This window comes from Bacillus cereus, assembly GCF_002561295.1.
Taxonomy (GTDB): Bacteria; Bacillota; Bacilli; order Bacillales; family Bacillaceae_G; genus Bacillus_A; species Bacillus_A cereus_S.
In genome coordinates, this window is record NZ_NTUG01000002.1 from 75622 (window position 1) to 90004 (window position 14383).

Genomic DNA, 14383 nt, shown 5'->3' on the forward strand with positions numbered 1-14383 from the left:
TTTGGTGAAGCTAAGAGATTTCAAGATAACAAAAAGCAGAGGAGCTCCCTCTGCTTTTTAATTACCATAATTTAAATCCTTTTGAACCAGGCGGGGCATTTTGAATCATATCAATAAATGGAATTGTATAGGCGAATAAAATTAATAAAACTGTAATGCCAATCCATAGTTTCCAGTTATCAAAAACGACTGGTGTACGCTCAGATGCATCCGCTACTTCACCGATTGGGAATTCTGTTTGTCCTTTTGGTGCAAAGAAGACGAGATCTAAGTAGATGATAATTGCAATTAAAATTCCAACAAATAAAATCGCTCCACCAACTGCTTGCGCAATTTGATAGGGAATCCATTCAAGTGCTTGCTGTGAATTTCCATATGTAGAAAAAGCAGAGCGCCGAGGTGCGCCGAGTAATCCGGCAAAGTGCATACCAGCAGACATGAAGAACATACCAATCGCCCACACACAAGTTTGAATCATAGCAAGTCGATTCATTTCTTTTGTCATAACCCGTCCTGTTAAATGTGGGATGAGCCAATAACCAATTCCAAAGAACGTTAATACAACGGAAGTCGCTAATGTTAAATGGAAATGTCCAGTTACCCATACAGTGTTATGAACAACTTGGTTTAGCTGGTTACTTGCATTTACAAGACCACCGGCACCAGCTGGTATGAACATAAGCATACCGACAAATGGAGCGAAAAATCTCGCGTCTCCCCATGGGAGCATACGGAGCCAGCCAAATAGTCCGGTAGCGCCTTTTGAGCGTCCAAACTGTTCAAAAGTTGCAAATAAAGAGAAGGCAGTCATTAAAGATGGGATAACAACCATAAATGTTAAGACAACTTGTAAGTATTTCCATCCAGGGTCAATACCAGGTTCTGTTAATTGATGGTGAAATCCTACAGGCATAGAAAAGAGTAAAAATAAGATAAATGACAACCGCGCTAATGAGTCGCTGAAAATTTTTCCGCCAATAATTTTCGGTATAATGACATACCAAGCCATATAAGCAGGAAGGAGCCAGAAATAAACGAGTGGATGACCAAAGTACCAAAATAATGTTCGGCTCACAAGAACGTCAATTTTATCAGTGAGTCCTAAACTCCATGGAATAAATTGAATAAGTGCTGCAGCTGCAACACCAAGTGTCGCGACGAGCCAAAGTGCCATTGTTACAACAGCCATAAAGCTAAGTAAAGGACCAACTTTTCCTTTATTTTGTTTTTTCCATGTACGATATTGAGCGAACATTGCAAAGCCGCTAAACCAACTACCGACAATAACTAATGTAAGTCCAATATAGAATCCGGGGTGTGCTTGTAATGGGGCGTAGAATGTATAAAGAACAGTTGCTTTATTGAGTAAAATGAATATGGCGGTAATCGTTGTTCCGATCGTCATAAACCAAAAACCAATCCAACCTGTTTTTCGTACTCCTTTAGATAAAACACCGGTAGTTTTACTCATACAAGCAAATAAAAAGCCGATAATAAAGAAGGTTGTTAAGACAAGCCCTAGTAAAACGCCATGTGTAGTTAACACTTGGTAGTAGCCAATTCCAGCAGGTAAATTGAATTTTCCTGAGCGAACGAGAACTTGTAATAATCCACATAATCCACCTAAAAACAGAGAGATAAATGCGACATGTATGTGAGCCATTGCTAATTTTGCATCTCGTTTACTGATTTTATCTTGCAATGTAATCATTTTTCAGTCACCTCTACTTTCGCGCTCATCATATGATGGCCGGTACCACAGTATTCATTACAAACAATTAAATACTCCCCCGTTTTTTGGAAAACTTGTGAAGCGGTACTTACATATCCGGGCTCAACCATCATATTGACATTTGTCCCTGCGATTTCAAATCCATGAACAACATCTTTTGTTGCGACAACAAAATCTACTTTCGCTCCTTTTGGTACTTTAATTGTATTTGGTGTAAAAGAGAATGCTTGTGAAACGATAGTTACTTGATAATGATCCTTTCCAACTTGTTTCACGCCAGGTTGATCAAATGGTGCAGTTGCATGAACTTTTTCTGGATCAATTGTTGTTAAGCAACTAGGTGGCTTGTTACCCATATAAAAAGCACTAATTCCTAAAACAGCTAAAAATACGAACAGTGAACCAACACCGAAAATAAGCCAAATTTTTTCGTATTTATGTAAATGCATATCCCCATCTCCCTTTTTCAAAACAATATCTTATAGCCGATTAACAAAAATTTGATAGACACTAAACCATGTGAAAATAATGAAAAAGCCGACAAAAAAAACGGCGGTTAAAGTTCCTTTTAATGAACTTTTTTCATTCGTTTCGGATTCTGTTTGATGTAATTTATGTTCGCCCATGATACCCCTCCTTGGATAAATAAAAATCTTACATTTTTATAATACAAAAAATTTAGAAAATTTAACCGCATCCTAATATGCTTTCAAAAAGTGTTCATTAATACAATAAAAACTATGTCTATAATGAGAACTTGGAAGGTCGCGACTTCTTACAAGTTTTCGTATGTGAATTTGTGAAGAAAATGTGAAATGCTAACTCTTTTGAAATTCCTGGGAAGGTGTGTATGATTGAATTTGGATAACTTATACCGTGGGGAGCATAAAGCATGTGGATAGAAGAATATAATGAGGAGAGATGTAATGATTACGATAAAAACGAAAAAAGAAATCGATTTGATGCGTGAATCTGGGAAGTTGCTAGCTTCGTGTCATCAAGAACTTGCAAAGATGATAAAGCCGGGGATTACTACACTAGAAATTGATACATTTGTTGAAACGTATTTAGAAAAACATGGTGCATCGCCGGAGCAAAAAGGGTATAACGATTATCCATATGCAATATGTGCGTCTGTGAACGATGAAATGTGTCATGGTTTTCCTACTAATCAACCGTTGCATACAGGAGATATGATTACAATTGATATGGTAGTGAACTTAAATGGTGCGCTTGCTGATTCTGCATGGACTTATAAAGTGGGAGATCTTTCTACTGAGGCTGAAAAGTTACTGCTAGTAGCGGAAGATGCTTTATATAAAGGGATTGAGCAAGCGGTAGTTGGGAATTACGTAGGGGATATTGGGTATGCGATTGAAACGTATGTAGCTTCGAAAGGATTTTCTGTCGCAAGGGATTTTACAGGGCATGGAATTGGGAAGGAAATCCATGAAGAACCTGCAATTTTTCATTTTGGAAAGCCAGGTCAAGGCCCGGAACTGCAAGAAGGAATGGTTATAACGATTGAGCCTATTGTAAATGCAGGTATGCGATATTCAAAAGTAGATGTAAACGGCTGGACTGCAAGAACAATGGATGGAAAATTAGCAGCGCAATACGAGCATACGGTAGCCATTACAAAGAATGGACCATTTATTTTAACGAGTCTATAAGAGAGAAATACAAGATGTAAGAGTTTTCAAAACTCGAACGAAAAAGATGTTTTTATAAAATTTGTACGTGTTTTTTATGAGAAATGCTTTTCAAAATAAAAAAAGTGCGTTATAATCCATCTATAAAATAATAAGTTAGCTACACTCATATAATCGCGGGGATATGGCCTGCAAGTTTCTACCGAAGTACCGTAAATACTTTGACTATGAGTGAGGACGGATATATTTGCTAGTTTAGCATTCTTTTTTGCGAAACTCCAAAAACGCGTCTCTCACTTGTAACGAGTGGTGGCGACTTTTGGAGTTTTTTTATTGCATAAGAGGAGGAACAAACATGAAAGTATTACAAGAAAAGATTTTAAACGAAGGAACGGTTTTATCTGGTGATGTATTAAAGGTAGATGCCTTTTTAAATCATCAAATTGATCCAGTACTTATGCAAGAAATCGGAAAAGAGTTTGCACAGCGTTTTAAAGAAGAGAACATTACAAAAATCGTGACGATTGAATCTTCAGGAATTGCACCGGCAGTGATGGCAGCTTTAGAGCTTGGTGTAAAAGTAGTCTTTGCAAGGAAGCGTAAATCGTTAACGTTACAAGATAATATGTATGTTGCAAAAGTATACTCATTTACAAAACAAGAAACAAATGAAATTTCATTATCTAGAAATCACATCCATGAAAATGATCGCGTCTTAATCATTGATGACTTTTTAGCAAATGGCCAGGCAGCTTTAGGGTTAATGAGTTTAGTGGAGCAAGCCGGCGCAAGTATTGCAGGAATTGGAATTGTTATTGAAAAAGCATTTCAAGATGGGGGAAAGAAACTGCGTGAGAGCGGTGTTCGTGTAGAATCACTTGCAGAAATTGCATCACTTGATAACGGTACTGTTACATTTGTTCAGCATGAGACTGCGGAGGTGAAATAGTCATGAAGCAACACCCATTTAAAATCGCATCCCTTGGTATTCAGCATATGCTTGCGATGTATGCAGGAGCGATAATTGTTCCGCTTATCGTTGGTGGGGGACTTGGCTTAAATCAACGAGAATTAACATACTTAGTATCCATCGATTTATTAATGTGCGGTGTCGCAACAATTTTACAAGCTTTATCGAATCGATTTTTTGGAATTGGCCTTCCCGTTGTACTCGGTTGTACATTTACAGCAGTTGGACCGATGATTGCAATCGGTAAACAATACGGAGTTTCATCTATATATGGAGCAATTATTGCTGCTGGGTTATTCGTTGTTATTTTTGCGAAATTGTTTGGAAAGCTTGTAAAACTATTCCCGCCTGTTGTAACGGGCTCTGTTGTTACAGTTATTGGGGTTACATTAGTTCCGGCAGCGATTAATGATATGGCTGGGGGCGTAGGGAGTAAAGATTTCGGTAGCCTTGAAAACTTAGCGTTAGCATTTGGGGTTTTATTATTTATCATCATTATGTATCGTTTCTTTGACGGTTTTATTCGCTCTATTTCTATATTACTTGGTCTTTTGTTTGGTACAATCATTGCAGCATTTATGGGGAAAGTGAGCTTACAAGCGGTTGGAGAGGCTGATTGGTTCCATGGTATTCAGCCATTTTACTTCGGTACACCAACATTTGAGCTAACGCCAATTATTACGATGATTCTTGTTGCTTGCGTTGGTATTGTAGAAGCGACAGGTGTATACTTTGCCTTATCTGATATATGTAATAAAAAAATCGGTGAGAAAGAGTTAACAAAAGGTTACCGTGCAGAAGGATTAGCGATGGTTTTAGGCGGAATTTTCAATGCCTTTCCGTATACGACGTATTCTCAAAACGTAGGTCTTGTTCAATTAACAGGTGTACGAAACCGCGTTATCATTTATACGTGCGGTGGTATGTTAATCGCTCTTGGTTTTATTCCTAAAATTGCAGCTATCACAACGATTATTCCAAAACCGGTGCTTGGTGGTGCAATGTTAGCGATGTTTGGTATGGTAATGGCATATGGCATTAAAATGTTAAGCAGTGTAGACTTTGCAAAACAAGAAAATTTATTAATTGTAGCATGTTCTGTTGGTATTGGTCTTGGCGTAACTGTCGTTCCAACTTTATTCTCTCAGCTTCCAGAGAGCATTCGTATTTTAACAGATAACGGAATTGTACTTGGAAGCGCGTCAGCAGTGCTTCTGAATATCGTATTTAATATGGTTCCGCAGCGCAAAGCGAAAATAAAAGAAGAGCAAGTTCCCATGCAAAGTGCTGTAAGAGAAGCATAAGAAAAAGCAAGATCTCAGGAAGAGATCTTGCTTTTTTGTTTTAGTGGCATCAATTTTCCATAGGTACCTAATCGCCAAATGTATTCTAATGGACCATATCGATAATGAGAGAGCCACCAACGGCTAATAAAAATTTGTAGTGTATAAAATCCAATACAAAATAGTGGACCTACCCATAATGGAACCGGTAAATAATTTTTGAAAAATAGACCAAATACAATCAATGTTATTACTGTATGTGAAATGTAGTTAGTTAGTGCCATGCGTCCTACATATTGGAAAGGTTGCAATAATTTTTGCCATCTTTCTTTCTGTAGTAAACGCATAAGTGTAAAAATGTAAAAGATAAATAAAGTTTTACCACTAAACATTGTAAAACCAGTCATGTAGATTGGTTCATACGGTTGCTTTGTTACAAAGTAACGAAGCATAAAGAACCACATTGGAAGTGTTAAGAGAAACATAATGATTTGCCACTTTTTGAGTTTAGAATCTAATTCTTTTGCTCGGCGGAAAATGTCTTTTTTACCAGCGTATAGGCCGAGTAGGAATAACCCAACTGTTTCTGGAAGCATAGAAATATTTAACTCAATGGCTTCAGAATAAAAGGCATGCCAGCGATCTTGCACTTGTAAGCTCCAATTTTCTAATGGCATAATAGGTAGGGAAGAGGTTAATTCTTCTATTGGCACAAAAGCGATCATGATGCTAGCTAATAACATGAACAATTGGAAAAGACTTAATAGAATCAACGAGCATACTAAAATGGTATGTGGTTGTCTTTTGTAAAATAATAACAAGAAAAATCCTGCAATTGCATAACTATGTAAAATATCACCATCCCATAAAAGGACGTAATGCAAGAAGCCGAATAAGAATAAAATGAGAAGTCGACGGATGAATAATGTTTTTGGACGATCCGTTTTCGCTTCAGCACGCTGCATAAAAATGAAAAAGCCTAATCCAAACAAAAATGAAAAAATAGTATAAAATTTTGTTTGAATAAACATGTCATAAAACAGGCGGATATAACTGTTTATTCCTTCATAACTTCCTGTAATGTCACGAGCATCAACACCTGCAATAACGGGCCAGTTAACAAGAAAAATACCGAATACAGCAATTCCTCTAATAATATCAATAGAATGAATCCTCTCGCCCTGTGAAATATGTTGTGTCATTGTTTTCCTCCTTTAAGTCACTCACTTTTATTATACAATAATGGAAGGAAGAGGAGATGAGGGTATTTCCAATTTTTAAAACTGTTAAGATATTTATTATGAGATATAATAAAGGTGCACAGCAAGTTTTTCACTCCTTTAAAACAGGTAGTAAAGAAGCTCTTTATTTTCAAGGGGCTTCTTTTTTTAGAAAATAATATTGATAATGATTCTCTTTAATGATAAAATGTATGTAAAAGTGATAATCATTATCAAAAAGGCTGGTGTGTTAAATATGGTATATGCATTAGTTGCAGGAACGGTTGCTTTGTATGCTGTCGTTACAAAATATGTGTTAAATGGAGTCGAAGCAACAAAATGAACAAACTTACATAGAATCCCTTTCATTTGTAAAAAGAATGAAAGGGATTTTTTATTTTTAATGAGAATATCCTGAAAATTTAGTATGATAATAGGGTATATACATCTTGGAATAAAGGGGAACAAGGGGATGACAAACATAGTACAGACAAACAGTATGAAAAAACTTGTTTGTTTTTATGAAGAATGGCAAAAACATGAGGATACGGAGAATAGTTTGAAGTTGTTTGAAGTGATTCAAAAATATAAGCAAGAACAGCTTATGATTGCTTTTTGCGGTCATTTTTCTGCTGGAAAATCGACAATGATGAACCACTTATATAAAGCACAGCTATTACCAACAAGTCCGATTCCGACAAGTGCAAATGTTGTTAAAATTGAAAAGGGACCGGATCGTGTTGTTGTAACGGTGAAATCTGGAGAGCATTACGAATATGATGGTGCATACTCAGCAGAAGAGCTGAAGCAACTTTGTAAAAATGGAGACGAGGTAATAGGTGTTCACATTTATCGAAATGACGCACCGATTCCTGATGGTGTTATGCTTGTTGATACACCTGGAATTGATTCAACAGATGATGCACATCAATTAGCGACAGAATCAACACTCCATCTTGCAGATGTTATTTTTTACATGATGGACTATAACCATGTTCAATCTGAAGTGAATTTGCAATTTGTTAAAGAATTGAAGCAACGCAATAAAACGGTTTATCTTGTAATCAATCAAATCGATAAGCATAAAGAAAGAGAGCTATCATTTGAAGATTATAAGAAAAGTGTGAGCCAATCCTTCTCGAATTGGGATATTGAAGTAGACGGCATTTTTTATACTTCCTTACGAATGATGAACCATCCACATAACGAAATTCAAAGGTTAGAGAATTTACTTGCCTCTATTATGAAAGAGCGTGAGAAATATGTGGAAAATGGTATGGAGAGAGAAACAGAATACTTGTTACAAGAGCATTTTTTATTCATTCTTTCAGAAAATGAAAAACAATTAATGCCCTATCAAAAAGAACTAGCATCACCTTTATCGCTTGCAGACGTAATAGAAAAGAAAGAAGAACTTGCTGAAAATAAACGATGCGTTGCTAGTAAAGAATCGGATGTGAAAAATGAATTTATAAAAGGATTGCAAGCAATATTAGATAATGCTTACTTAATGCCATTTGAAATGAGGGAACTAGCAAATCAATATTTAGAAACAAAATTAACAAAATTTAAAGTTGGCTTGCTATTCGCGAAAGGAAAAACAGAGCAAGAAAAACAACGGCGTTTAGATGCATTTTATTCAGCGTTAGGAAAAACTGTTGAGACGCAGCTTGATTTTCATGTGAAAGAATTTATTGTAACTTTCTTAAAAAATAAAGAGATGTTTACAGAAGAAGTAGGGAAAGACATATATGCATTGCAAATTTCTTTCGGTCCAGAATTATTAGCAGAAGCTATTAAGCAAGGTGCAGGGTTTACAGGGGATTACTTGCTTCTTTATACAGCTGACGTTGCGAATGAGTTAAAGAAAAGATACTTTATGAAAGCACAGCAAATTTTCGAAAAAAGTGCGAGCGTTTTACAGCAACAGATGGTGAAAGAGATTGCTCATATTGAACAAGAAATTGAACAATATACGCTGCTACAAACAGCAAAAGAAACAAAATTACAATACATTGAGGCATACGATAAATACGAGAATTACTTACAAGCTGTTTGGAGCGAACATGTACCAGTACCAGATGGGTTGCAAGTAGAAAAAGTATTACAAGGTAAGAAGCAGGTTGTAAATGAGAAGTTTACGTTACAAGAACAAGAGATACAAAGCGAGAGCATTTCTTATCATGAAGAAAATATAAAAACAACGGCAACATTGAATATTCAGCGTATATTAGAACAAGTAAAAGATGCGGAAATGATACTAGAACCTCTTCCGACACTGAAACATTTACATCAAGAAGTCGTAGGGAAAAGAAAACGTGTTGAAACGAAGCAATTTACAGTAGCTTTATTTGGAGCTTTTAGTGCCGGGAAGTCGTCATTTGCAAATGCATTGCTTGGTGCGAATGTACTGCCAGTATCACCTAACCCAACAACGGCAACAATTAATCAGATTTTGCCGATTACAGAAGATAAACCTCACGGCACAGTAATGGTTCAGTTTAAATCGAAGCAGGCGCTATTAGAAGATATGAAAGCAGTTTATAAATTGTTTCATTATGAAATCGCGACATTTGAAGAAGCTCTATCACAAATAGACACAATCTTAAAATATCCATCACCAAGTGGAAAACAAAAAACAACGTTTAGTTTTTTACGTGCGGTACAAAGAGGATATCAAGCGGTTTCTAATCATTTAGGAGAACAAGTACAAGTGACGTTAGAAGCGTTCTCAGATTATGTAGCAAACGAAGAAAAATCGTGTTTTGTTGAATATATGGAACTGTACTATGATTGTGCTTTAACGAGACAAGGCGTTGCACTTGTTGATACACCAGGAGCAGATTCTATTAATGCTAGACATACAGACGTTGCATTCCAATATATTAAAAATGCTGATGCGATTTTATTTGTAACGTACTACAATCATGTCTTTTCAAGGGCGGATCGTGAATTTTTAATTCAGCTTGGTCGTGTAAAGGATACATTTGCGCTGGATAAAATGTTCTTCTTAATTAATGCTGCAGACTTAGCGCAGTCTGAGGATGAACTTGAAATGGTAAAAGGATATATTGCAGATCAACTTCTGCAATATGGTATCCGAAATCCACGTCTATTTGCAATTTCAAGTCTATGTGCACTTGAGGAGAAACAAGGAAAGCGTATAGAAAAAGAAAAGTGTGGGATTTTGAAAAATTCAGGGATTACAAAGTTTGAAGAAGCATTTACATCCTTTATGATGCGCGATTTAATGCTCGTATCTATCCATTCTTTATATAGTGCACTGCAGAGCGCAGATAAGCTTCTTACAAATATGATACAAGGAGCGAAGCAAGGAAATGATGAGAAAGAAAAACAAATAAAAAAATATGAAGCAGAACGTGAGCAGCTACTTCATATTATTTCATCGTATAGTGTACTTGCCGAAGAACAGGCAATGCAAAATGAAGTGAAAGAACTGTTATATTATGTAGAGCAGCGTCTCTTCTTACGTTATAACGATGTGTTTACTGAATTTATTAACCCAGCGTCCCTGCGAACAGATGGGAATGTGAAGGTTAAATTACAAGAATGTCTCATGGAACTTGTAGCGTTTATGCAACATGATTTATTACAAGAAATGCGAGCAACGTCGCTGCGTCTTGAAAAATGGATGGATGAAGCGATGCTGCGAGCAAGGGATGAAATTGCAGTGAAATGTAAGTTGGAGAATGAATCGGTTTCTATAAATGGCACAGCTGATTATGAATACAAAGTGATTATGCACAAAGAGCCGTTTCCTTCGATAGAGGTAAAGCATTTTAAAAAGGCATTATCTCATTTCAAAAATGAGAAAAGCTTTTTTGAAAAAAATGATAAAGCAGCAATGCAAGAAGATACGAAAGAGTCACTAGAGCCTGTCGTATCTCAATATATAGCAGATGAAGAAACATTATTTATTCATCATTATAAAGAGGAATGGGAAGTGAAATGGGACTTATTCCGAACAGTGATGCAGCAAGATGTTGGGCAGTATTATGAAAGTGTATTATTCGCTTTAGCAGAGACGATTGATGTGTCACTATATGAGAAAATTAAGGAACAATTGCAGAAACAGTTAACAGCAATCGAACAGGAAATGAAAATTTGATAAATCCTATGAAAAAAAGATACGCTCAATTTTCTTTTGGAGTACAGCATCTAGTGATTTTACGAATCCTGCAAATTCGTCTGTAGAAATCATATGGGTAAGAACTAAGCGTCTACCATCTGGTGTTTCACCGCATAAGACGAATGAAGAAAATTCATATGTTTTTCCATCTACAACTAATTTCGGATGGGAATATGTTCCGTTTTTCTTTTTCTTTCCATCAATTGAGATGACGTTGCACTTTTTCTCATTGTTGTCCATGGTGAATCCCTCCTTTGTATTACTTATGGTAGACAAGGAGGGTTTAGAACAAGAGAGAAAGGGGAATTTTTATGGGAATTGTAATAGAGCGTATTTCACAAGATAAGGCGCCAATGTCATTATTATTGCTTGCTGATCCAAGTGAACGTCAAATTAATTCATATTTACGTCGTGGTCATATCTATGCTGCGAAAAAGGAAGAAAACGTAATAGGAGTATATATATTACTTGAGACAAGGCCGCAAACAATGGAAATTATGAATATTGCTGTTTTGGAAGACATACAAGGAAAAGGCATTGGAAAACAATTGTTACAGCATGCGATTACAACTGCCAAAGAAAAACACATGCATAATCTTGAAGTAGGGACCGGGAATTCTAGTATTTCACAAATTGCTCTTTATCAAAAATGTGGTTTTCGTATTTTTTCTATTGATTTTGATTACTTTTCAAAGCATTATGAAGAAGAGATTATTGAAAATGGGATTGTATGCCGAGATATGATTCGGCTTACAATGGAACTCTAGTCATTTTCTTATGAAGCTACTTGGCAAGAAAGTATAAATTATTTAGGGGGAAGAGAAGATGGAAGTACATAAAGCAATTACAGCACATTCTCGTAAACAAAATGAAATTGTGACAACATTTTTACAACTAGAAGCACAGCGTGAAGCGGCAATTGAAGCGGCAGTAGCACTTGCGTCAAATGGAAAACATTTCTCAGTAGATGCGATTAACATGGTAACAAAGCAAATTAATGATCTTGCTAAACGAGGTGTCGCACCACAACGTAAAATTGTAACAGAAGATATGGTTATGGAGTATGTAGATCGTCTGCAAGAGAAAGAAGGTCGTTAAGTATGATTGTTACAATCGAATGGTTACGTGATCATATAGAAGATGAACATGTCCGAGTAGTCGATTGTCGTTTTGACTTAGCAGATCCAAAATGGGGTCGCAAGCAGTATGAACAAGAGCACATTCCGCATGCTTTATATTTTGACTTGAATCTTGATTTGTCGAGTTCTATTACAGAGCATGGGGGACGTCATCCACTTCCGGATATTGAGGAGTTTTCTGAAAAACTTTCTCAAGCTGGTATTGATGAAAATACAACAGTTGTCGCATATGATAGTCAAGCTGGTGCAATGGCCTCGCGCTTATGGTGGTTACTAACTTATGTAGGGCATGAAAAAGTATATGTATTAAATGGTGGTTTCCCAGCATGGAAAGAATACAATTTGCCTATTACAACGGAAGTGCCAACTATTGAACGGAAAAATTTTATTCCAAATGTACAAGATAACATGCTTGTAATGATGGAAGATGTAAAAGAAAAAATTCGTACAAATGTAGATATGACGTTAATTGATTCTAGAGAACCGAGACGTTATGCTGGAATTGAAGAGGCAGTAGACCATACAGCAGGTCACATTCCAACAGCAGAAAATTATTTTTGGAAAGATGGGATTACAGCAGAAGGAAAGTTTAACGACAAAACGAACCAAGAAAATCGTTTTCAACATTTGAACAAAGAGCAAGAAACGATTGTTTATTGTGGATCTGGTGTAACGGCATGTCCGAATATATTAGCGTTACAAATAGCTGGTTTTCGTAACGTGAAGTTATATGCGGGTAGCTGGAGTGATTGGATTTCTTATCCAGAAAATCAAATTGCAAAAGAGGACCAGTAATCTCTTGCATACAAAAATATTTTGTATTAAAATAAGGTCACAAGCAAGAAGTTCTTGCATAAACATTATATTTTACACATTGCAAACAATGTGATAAGATAACGACAAGTAAATAACACATCCTGCGGTGTGCGTAACTCATTTATGTCTAAAACCGATGTTAGTTATACGGAAGCTCAACATTTAGCAACCATCGTCAAGCCTTCCTTGTGGAGGAAGATGTACGGTAGCTGTGAGGGCATCCACCTGCGAGTAGCGGGTTTTTGGACATTTAAGAGGGACGGCACGTGCGGGGGTCTTATTTCAACTAATACTATATAAAATTCCTACGGTGTACGTAGCTTATGTATGTCTTAAACCAATGAGTATAATACGGAAGTTCAATATGTAAATGTAAACAGCATGCCATCTTTTTAAGAAGGAAACTGGAAGCATTTATGAGGACATCCACCTGTGAGAGCAGGTTTATGGACATCTAGAGAGAACGGCATGTGTGGGGCTATATAAAAAACCTTACGTTGTATACGTAAGGTTTTTATTTTTGTCATGATGAATGGGAAGCATAATTGTTTCCCTCAAAGCATAGATTTTGAAATATTATCTATGTTCACCTGTAAATTTTCCATAATAGACATAGCACTTTCGATCTTCGTCAATTTCTCTTGAATCTAAAATAAACTCCATGAATAACCCGTCTTTTTCAATATATATAATATCGGAATGGAGAGATGGTAAAATTTCTTCATGATTCCAAACTTCTTTACTTTTTATTACAGTCGAATCCTTTTCTTGTAGTTCTCTAATTTCAAAGCCTATATGGGAGTATACAATATCTGATGAATTACTAGGGAAACTTTCCTCTTCAACGTATAATACTGCTGTTCCGTCAGGGTCCATCGAGGTTGCTGTTACGACATATGTATCTCCTTCTTTCACGAAATACTCACAAGTCATTCTGGCGACGGTTTCGGAAACAGAAATATCTGCATAATTCCATAAGGCAGGGTAGTGCTTCTCTTCATCATTGAGTCGATATTCTAACCGCAATTGTAATCCCTCTTCCTTTTTCTTCTACTCTATCATGAATTCTTTTATAATAAAAATATAATATATAAAGGAGAGTTGGAAGGTGACGAAAACAAAATTGTTAGTAACAGGTGTTATTACTTCTTTAATGGCCAGTACTTTATCTGGTTGCGCACAAGATCTTCCTCCGAAACCAAAGGATAAAAGCTGTTCCGATTGGGATTGGGATGATGAGCTGGGTGTTTGGCGGTGTGATGATAATTATTCAAGTCGTGGTGGGCACTATTATTATGGTGGCAAATATTATCAAGATAAATCGTCCTTTAAAAACTCACCTGAGTTTAAGTCTTATCAATCTTCATCTAATTTTAAAGGGGGTATTGGCAGCGGTTCAAAAGGTGGATTTGGAGGTTAAA

The 14383-nt window shown here is 36.3% G+C and carries 15 protein-coding genes, 2 other RNA genes and 1 riboswitch; of the genes, 11 read left to right on the forward strand and 6 right to left on the reverse strand.

Going from position 1 to position 14383, the window contains the following annotated elements; translation table 11 throughout:
- Nucleotides 1-61: 61 nt before the first annotated feature.
- The 3 genes from CN373_RS00975 to CN373_RS00985 are packed head-to-tail and all read right to left on the reverse strand — an operon-like array spanning nucleotide 62 to nucleotide 2358.
- Entirely contained in the window at nucleotides 62-1711 is a 1650-nt protein-coding gene (locus CN373_RS00975) for a b(o/a)3-type cytochrome-c oxidase subunit 1 (protein ID WP_000631749.1), read from the reverse strand.
- A complete protein-coding gene (locus tag CN373_RS00980; protein WP_000550114.1) occupies nucleotides 1708-2181 on the reverse strand; it encodes a cytochrome c oxidase subunit II in 474 nt (157 codons plus the stop codon). The genes CN373_RS00975 and CN373_RS00980 overlap by 4 nt, the downstream gene beginning before the upstream one ends.
- A gap of 30 nt (nucleotides 2182-2211) precedes the next feature.
- Nucleotides 2212-2358, reverse strand: a complete 147-nt coding sequence (locus CN373_RS00985) for a cytochrome c oxidase subunit 2A (protein ID WP_098358635.1) — start codon at nucleotides 2356-2358, stop codon at nucleotides 2212-2214.
- 300 nt (nucleotides 2359-2658) lie between these two features.
- Here CN373_RS00985 and CN373_RS00990 point away from each other — a divergent pair, with 300 nt between their 5' ends.
- The 3 genes from CN373_RS00990 to pbuX all read left to right on the forward strand — a co-directional run bounded on the left by CN373_RS00990 (nucleotide 2659) and on the right by pbuX (nucleotide 5658).
- Nucleotides 2659-3405 carry a type I methionyl aminopeptidase gene (locus tag CN373_RS00990; protein WP_000628411.1) on the forward strand — a complete coding sequence of 249 codons (747 nt, stop codon included), beginning with the start codon at nucleotides 2659-2661 and terminating at the stop codon, nucleotides 3403-3405.
- 125 nt (nucleotides 3406-3530) lie between these two features.
- A riboswitch (purine riboswitch) is annotated at nucleotides 3531-3632 on the forward strand.
- A gap of 107 nt (nucleotides 3633-3739) precedes the next feature.
- On the forward strand, nucleotides 3740-4333 hold the full coding sequence (locus CN373_RS00995; protein ID WP_000866499.1) for a xanthine phosphoribosyltransferase: 594 nt from the start codon (nucleotides 3740-3742) through the stop codon (nucleotides 4331-4333).
- Nucleotides 4334-4335: 2 nt separating this feature from the next.
- On the forward strand, nucleotides 4336-5658 hold the full coding sequence (pbuX, locus tag CN373_RS01000) for a xanthine permease PbuX (RefSeq protein WP_000809207.1): 1323 nt from the start codon (nucleotides 4336-4338) through the stop codon (nucleotides 5656-5658).
- A gap of 14 nt (nucleotides 5659-5672) precedes the next feature.
- On the opposite strand, the gene CN373_RS01005 is transcribed toward pbuX, so the two are convergent.
- Nucleotides 5673-6839, reverse strand: coding sequence for a DUF418 domain-containing protein (locus tag CN373_RS01005; protein WP_000191882.1), 1167 nt, complete (start codon nucleotides 6837-6839; stop codon nucleotides 5673-5675).
- 205 nt (nucleotides 6840-7044) lie between these two features.
- Between CN373_RS01005 and CN373_RS25435 the strand changes: the two genes are divergently transcribed.
- Together CN373_RS25435 and CN373_RS01010 are read left to right on the forward strand one after the other, a co-directional pair.
- Nucleotides 7045-7200 carry a hypothetical protein gene (locus CN373_RS25435; protein WP_165770988.1) on the forward strand — a complete coding sequence of 52 codons (156 nt, stop codon included), beginning with the start codon at nucleotides 7045-7047 and terminating at the stop codon, nucleotides 7198-7200.
- A gap of 129 nt (nucleotides 7201-7329) precedes the next feature.
- Nucleotides 7330-10986: a dynamin family protein gene (locus tag CN373_RS01010; protein WP_098358636.1), complete on the forward strand. Its 3657-nt coding sequence runs from the start codon at nucleotides 7330-7332 to the stop codon at nucleotides 10984-10986.
- Nucleotides 10987-10992: 6 nt separating this feature from the next.
- Here the strand turns inward: CN373_RS01010 and CN373_RS01015 are convergent, their stop codons facing one another.
- Nucleotides 10993-11247, reverse strand: coding sequence for a DUF3931 domain-containing protein (locus CN373_RS01015; protein ID WP_000369734.1), 255 nt, complete (start codon nucleotides 11245-11247; stop codon nucleotides 10993-10995).
- A gap of 71 nt (nucleotides 11248-11318) precedes the next feature.
- On the opposite strand from CN373_RS01015, the gene CN373_RS01020 reads away from it, so the two are divergent.
- The 5 genes from CN373_RS01020 (at nucleotide 11319) to ssrS (CN373_RS01040) (ending at nucleotide 13445) form a co-directional block, all read left to right on the forward strand.
- On the forward strand, nucleotides 11319-11774 hold the full coding sequence (locus tag CN373_RS01020; protein ID WP_000513323.1) for a GNAT family N-acetyltransferase: 456 nt from the start codon (nucleotides 11319-11321) through the stop codon (nucleotides 11772-11774).
- 58 nt (nucleotides 11775-11832) lie between these two features.
- Entirely contained in the window at nucleotides 11833-12105 is a 273-nt protein-coding gene (locus tag CN373_RS01025; protein ID WP_000451805.1) for a DUF2533 family protein, read from the forward strand.
- Between the two features lie 2 nt (nucleotides 12106-12107).
- Nucleotides 12108-12941: a sulfurtransferase gene (locus CN373_RS01030; RefSeq protein ID WP_000637381.1), complete on the forward strand. Its 834-nt coding sequence runs from the start codon at nucleotides 12108-12110 to the stop codon at nucleotides 12939-12941.
- A gap of 116 nt (nucleotides 12942-13057) precedes the next feature.
- Nucleotides 13058-13240: non-coding RNA, 6S RNA (ssrS, locus tag CN373_RS01035), on the forward strand.
- A 21-nt stretch (nucleotides 13241-13261) separates the two neighbouring features.
- Nucleotides 13262-13445, forward strand: a non-coding RNA gene (ssrS, locus tag CN373_RS01040) — 6S RNA.
- Between the two features lie 93 nt (nucleotides 13446-13538).
- On the opposite strand, the gene CN373_RS01045 is transcribed toward ssrS (CN373_RS01040), so the two are convergent.
- Entirely contained in the window at nucleotides 13539-13988 is a 450-nt protein-coding gene (locus tag CN373_RS01045; RefSeq protein ID WP_098358637.1) for a hypothetical protein, read from the reverse strand.
- Nucleotides 13989-14070: 82 nt separating this feature from the next.
- On the opposite strand from CN373_RS01045, the gene CN373_RS01050 reads away from it, so the two are divergent.
- A complete protein-coding gene (locus tag CN373_RS01050; RefSeq protein WP_000167960.1) occupies nucleotides 14071-14382 on the forward strand; it encodes a hypothetical protein in 312 nt (103 codons plus the stop codon).
- The last annotated feature ends 1 nt before the right edge of the window (nucleotide 14383 follow it).

Coding starts and splice junctions, on each gene's coding strand:
- CN373_RS01015 (WP_000369734.1), bottom strand. CDS start 11,247: ATGGACAACAATGAGAAAAAGTGCAACGTCATCTCAATTGATGGAAAG.
- CN373_RS00975 (WP_000631749.1), bottom strand. CDS start 1,711: ATGATTACATTGCAAGATAAAATCAGTAAACGAGATGCAAAATTAGCA.
- CN373_RS01030 (WP_000637381.1), top strand. CDS start 12,108: ATGATTGTTACAATCGAATGGTTACGTGATCATATAGAAGATGAACAT.
- CN373_RS00995 (WP_000866499.1), top strand. CDS start 3,740: ATGAAAGTATTACAAGAAAAGATTTTAAACGAAGGAACGGTTTTATCT.
- CN373_RS00985 (WP_098358635.1), bottom strand. CDS start 2,358: ATGGGCGAACATAAATTACATCAAACAGAATCCGAAACGAATGAAAAA.
- CN373_RS01025 (WP_000451805.1), top strand. CDS start 11,833: ATGGAAGTACATAAAGCAATTACAGCACATTCTCGTAAACAAAATGAA.
- CN373_RS01005 (WP_000191882.1), bottom strand. CDS start 6,839: ATGACACAACATATTTCACAGGGCGAGAGGATTCATTCTATTGATATT.
- CN373_RS01020 (WP_000513323.1), top strand. CDS start 11,319: ATGGGAATTGTAATAGAGCGTATTTCACAAGATAAGGCGCCAATGTCA.
- CN373_RS00990 (WP_000628411.1), top strand. CDS start 2,659: ATGATTACGATAAAAACGAAAAAAGAAATCGATTTGATGCGTGAATCT.
- CN373_RS00980 (WP_000550114.1), bottom strand. CDS start 2,181: ATGCATTTACATAAATACGAAAAAATTTGGCTTATTTTCGGTGTTGGT.
- pbuX (WP_000809207.1), top strand. CDS start 4,336: ATGAAGCAACACCCATTTAAAATCGCATCCCTTGGTATTCAGCATATG.
- CN373_RS25435 (WP_165770988.1), top strand. CDS start 7,045: ATGATTCTCTTTAATGATAAAATGTATGTAAAAGTGATAATCATTATC.
- CN373_RS01010 (WP_098358636.1), top strand. CDS start 7,330: ATGACAAACATAGTACAGACAAACAGTATGAAAAAACTTGTTTGTTTT.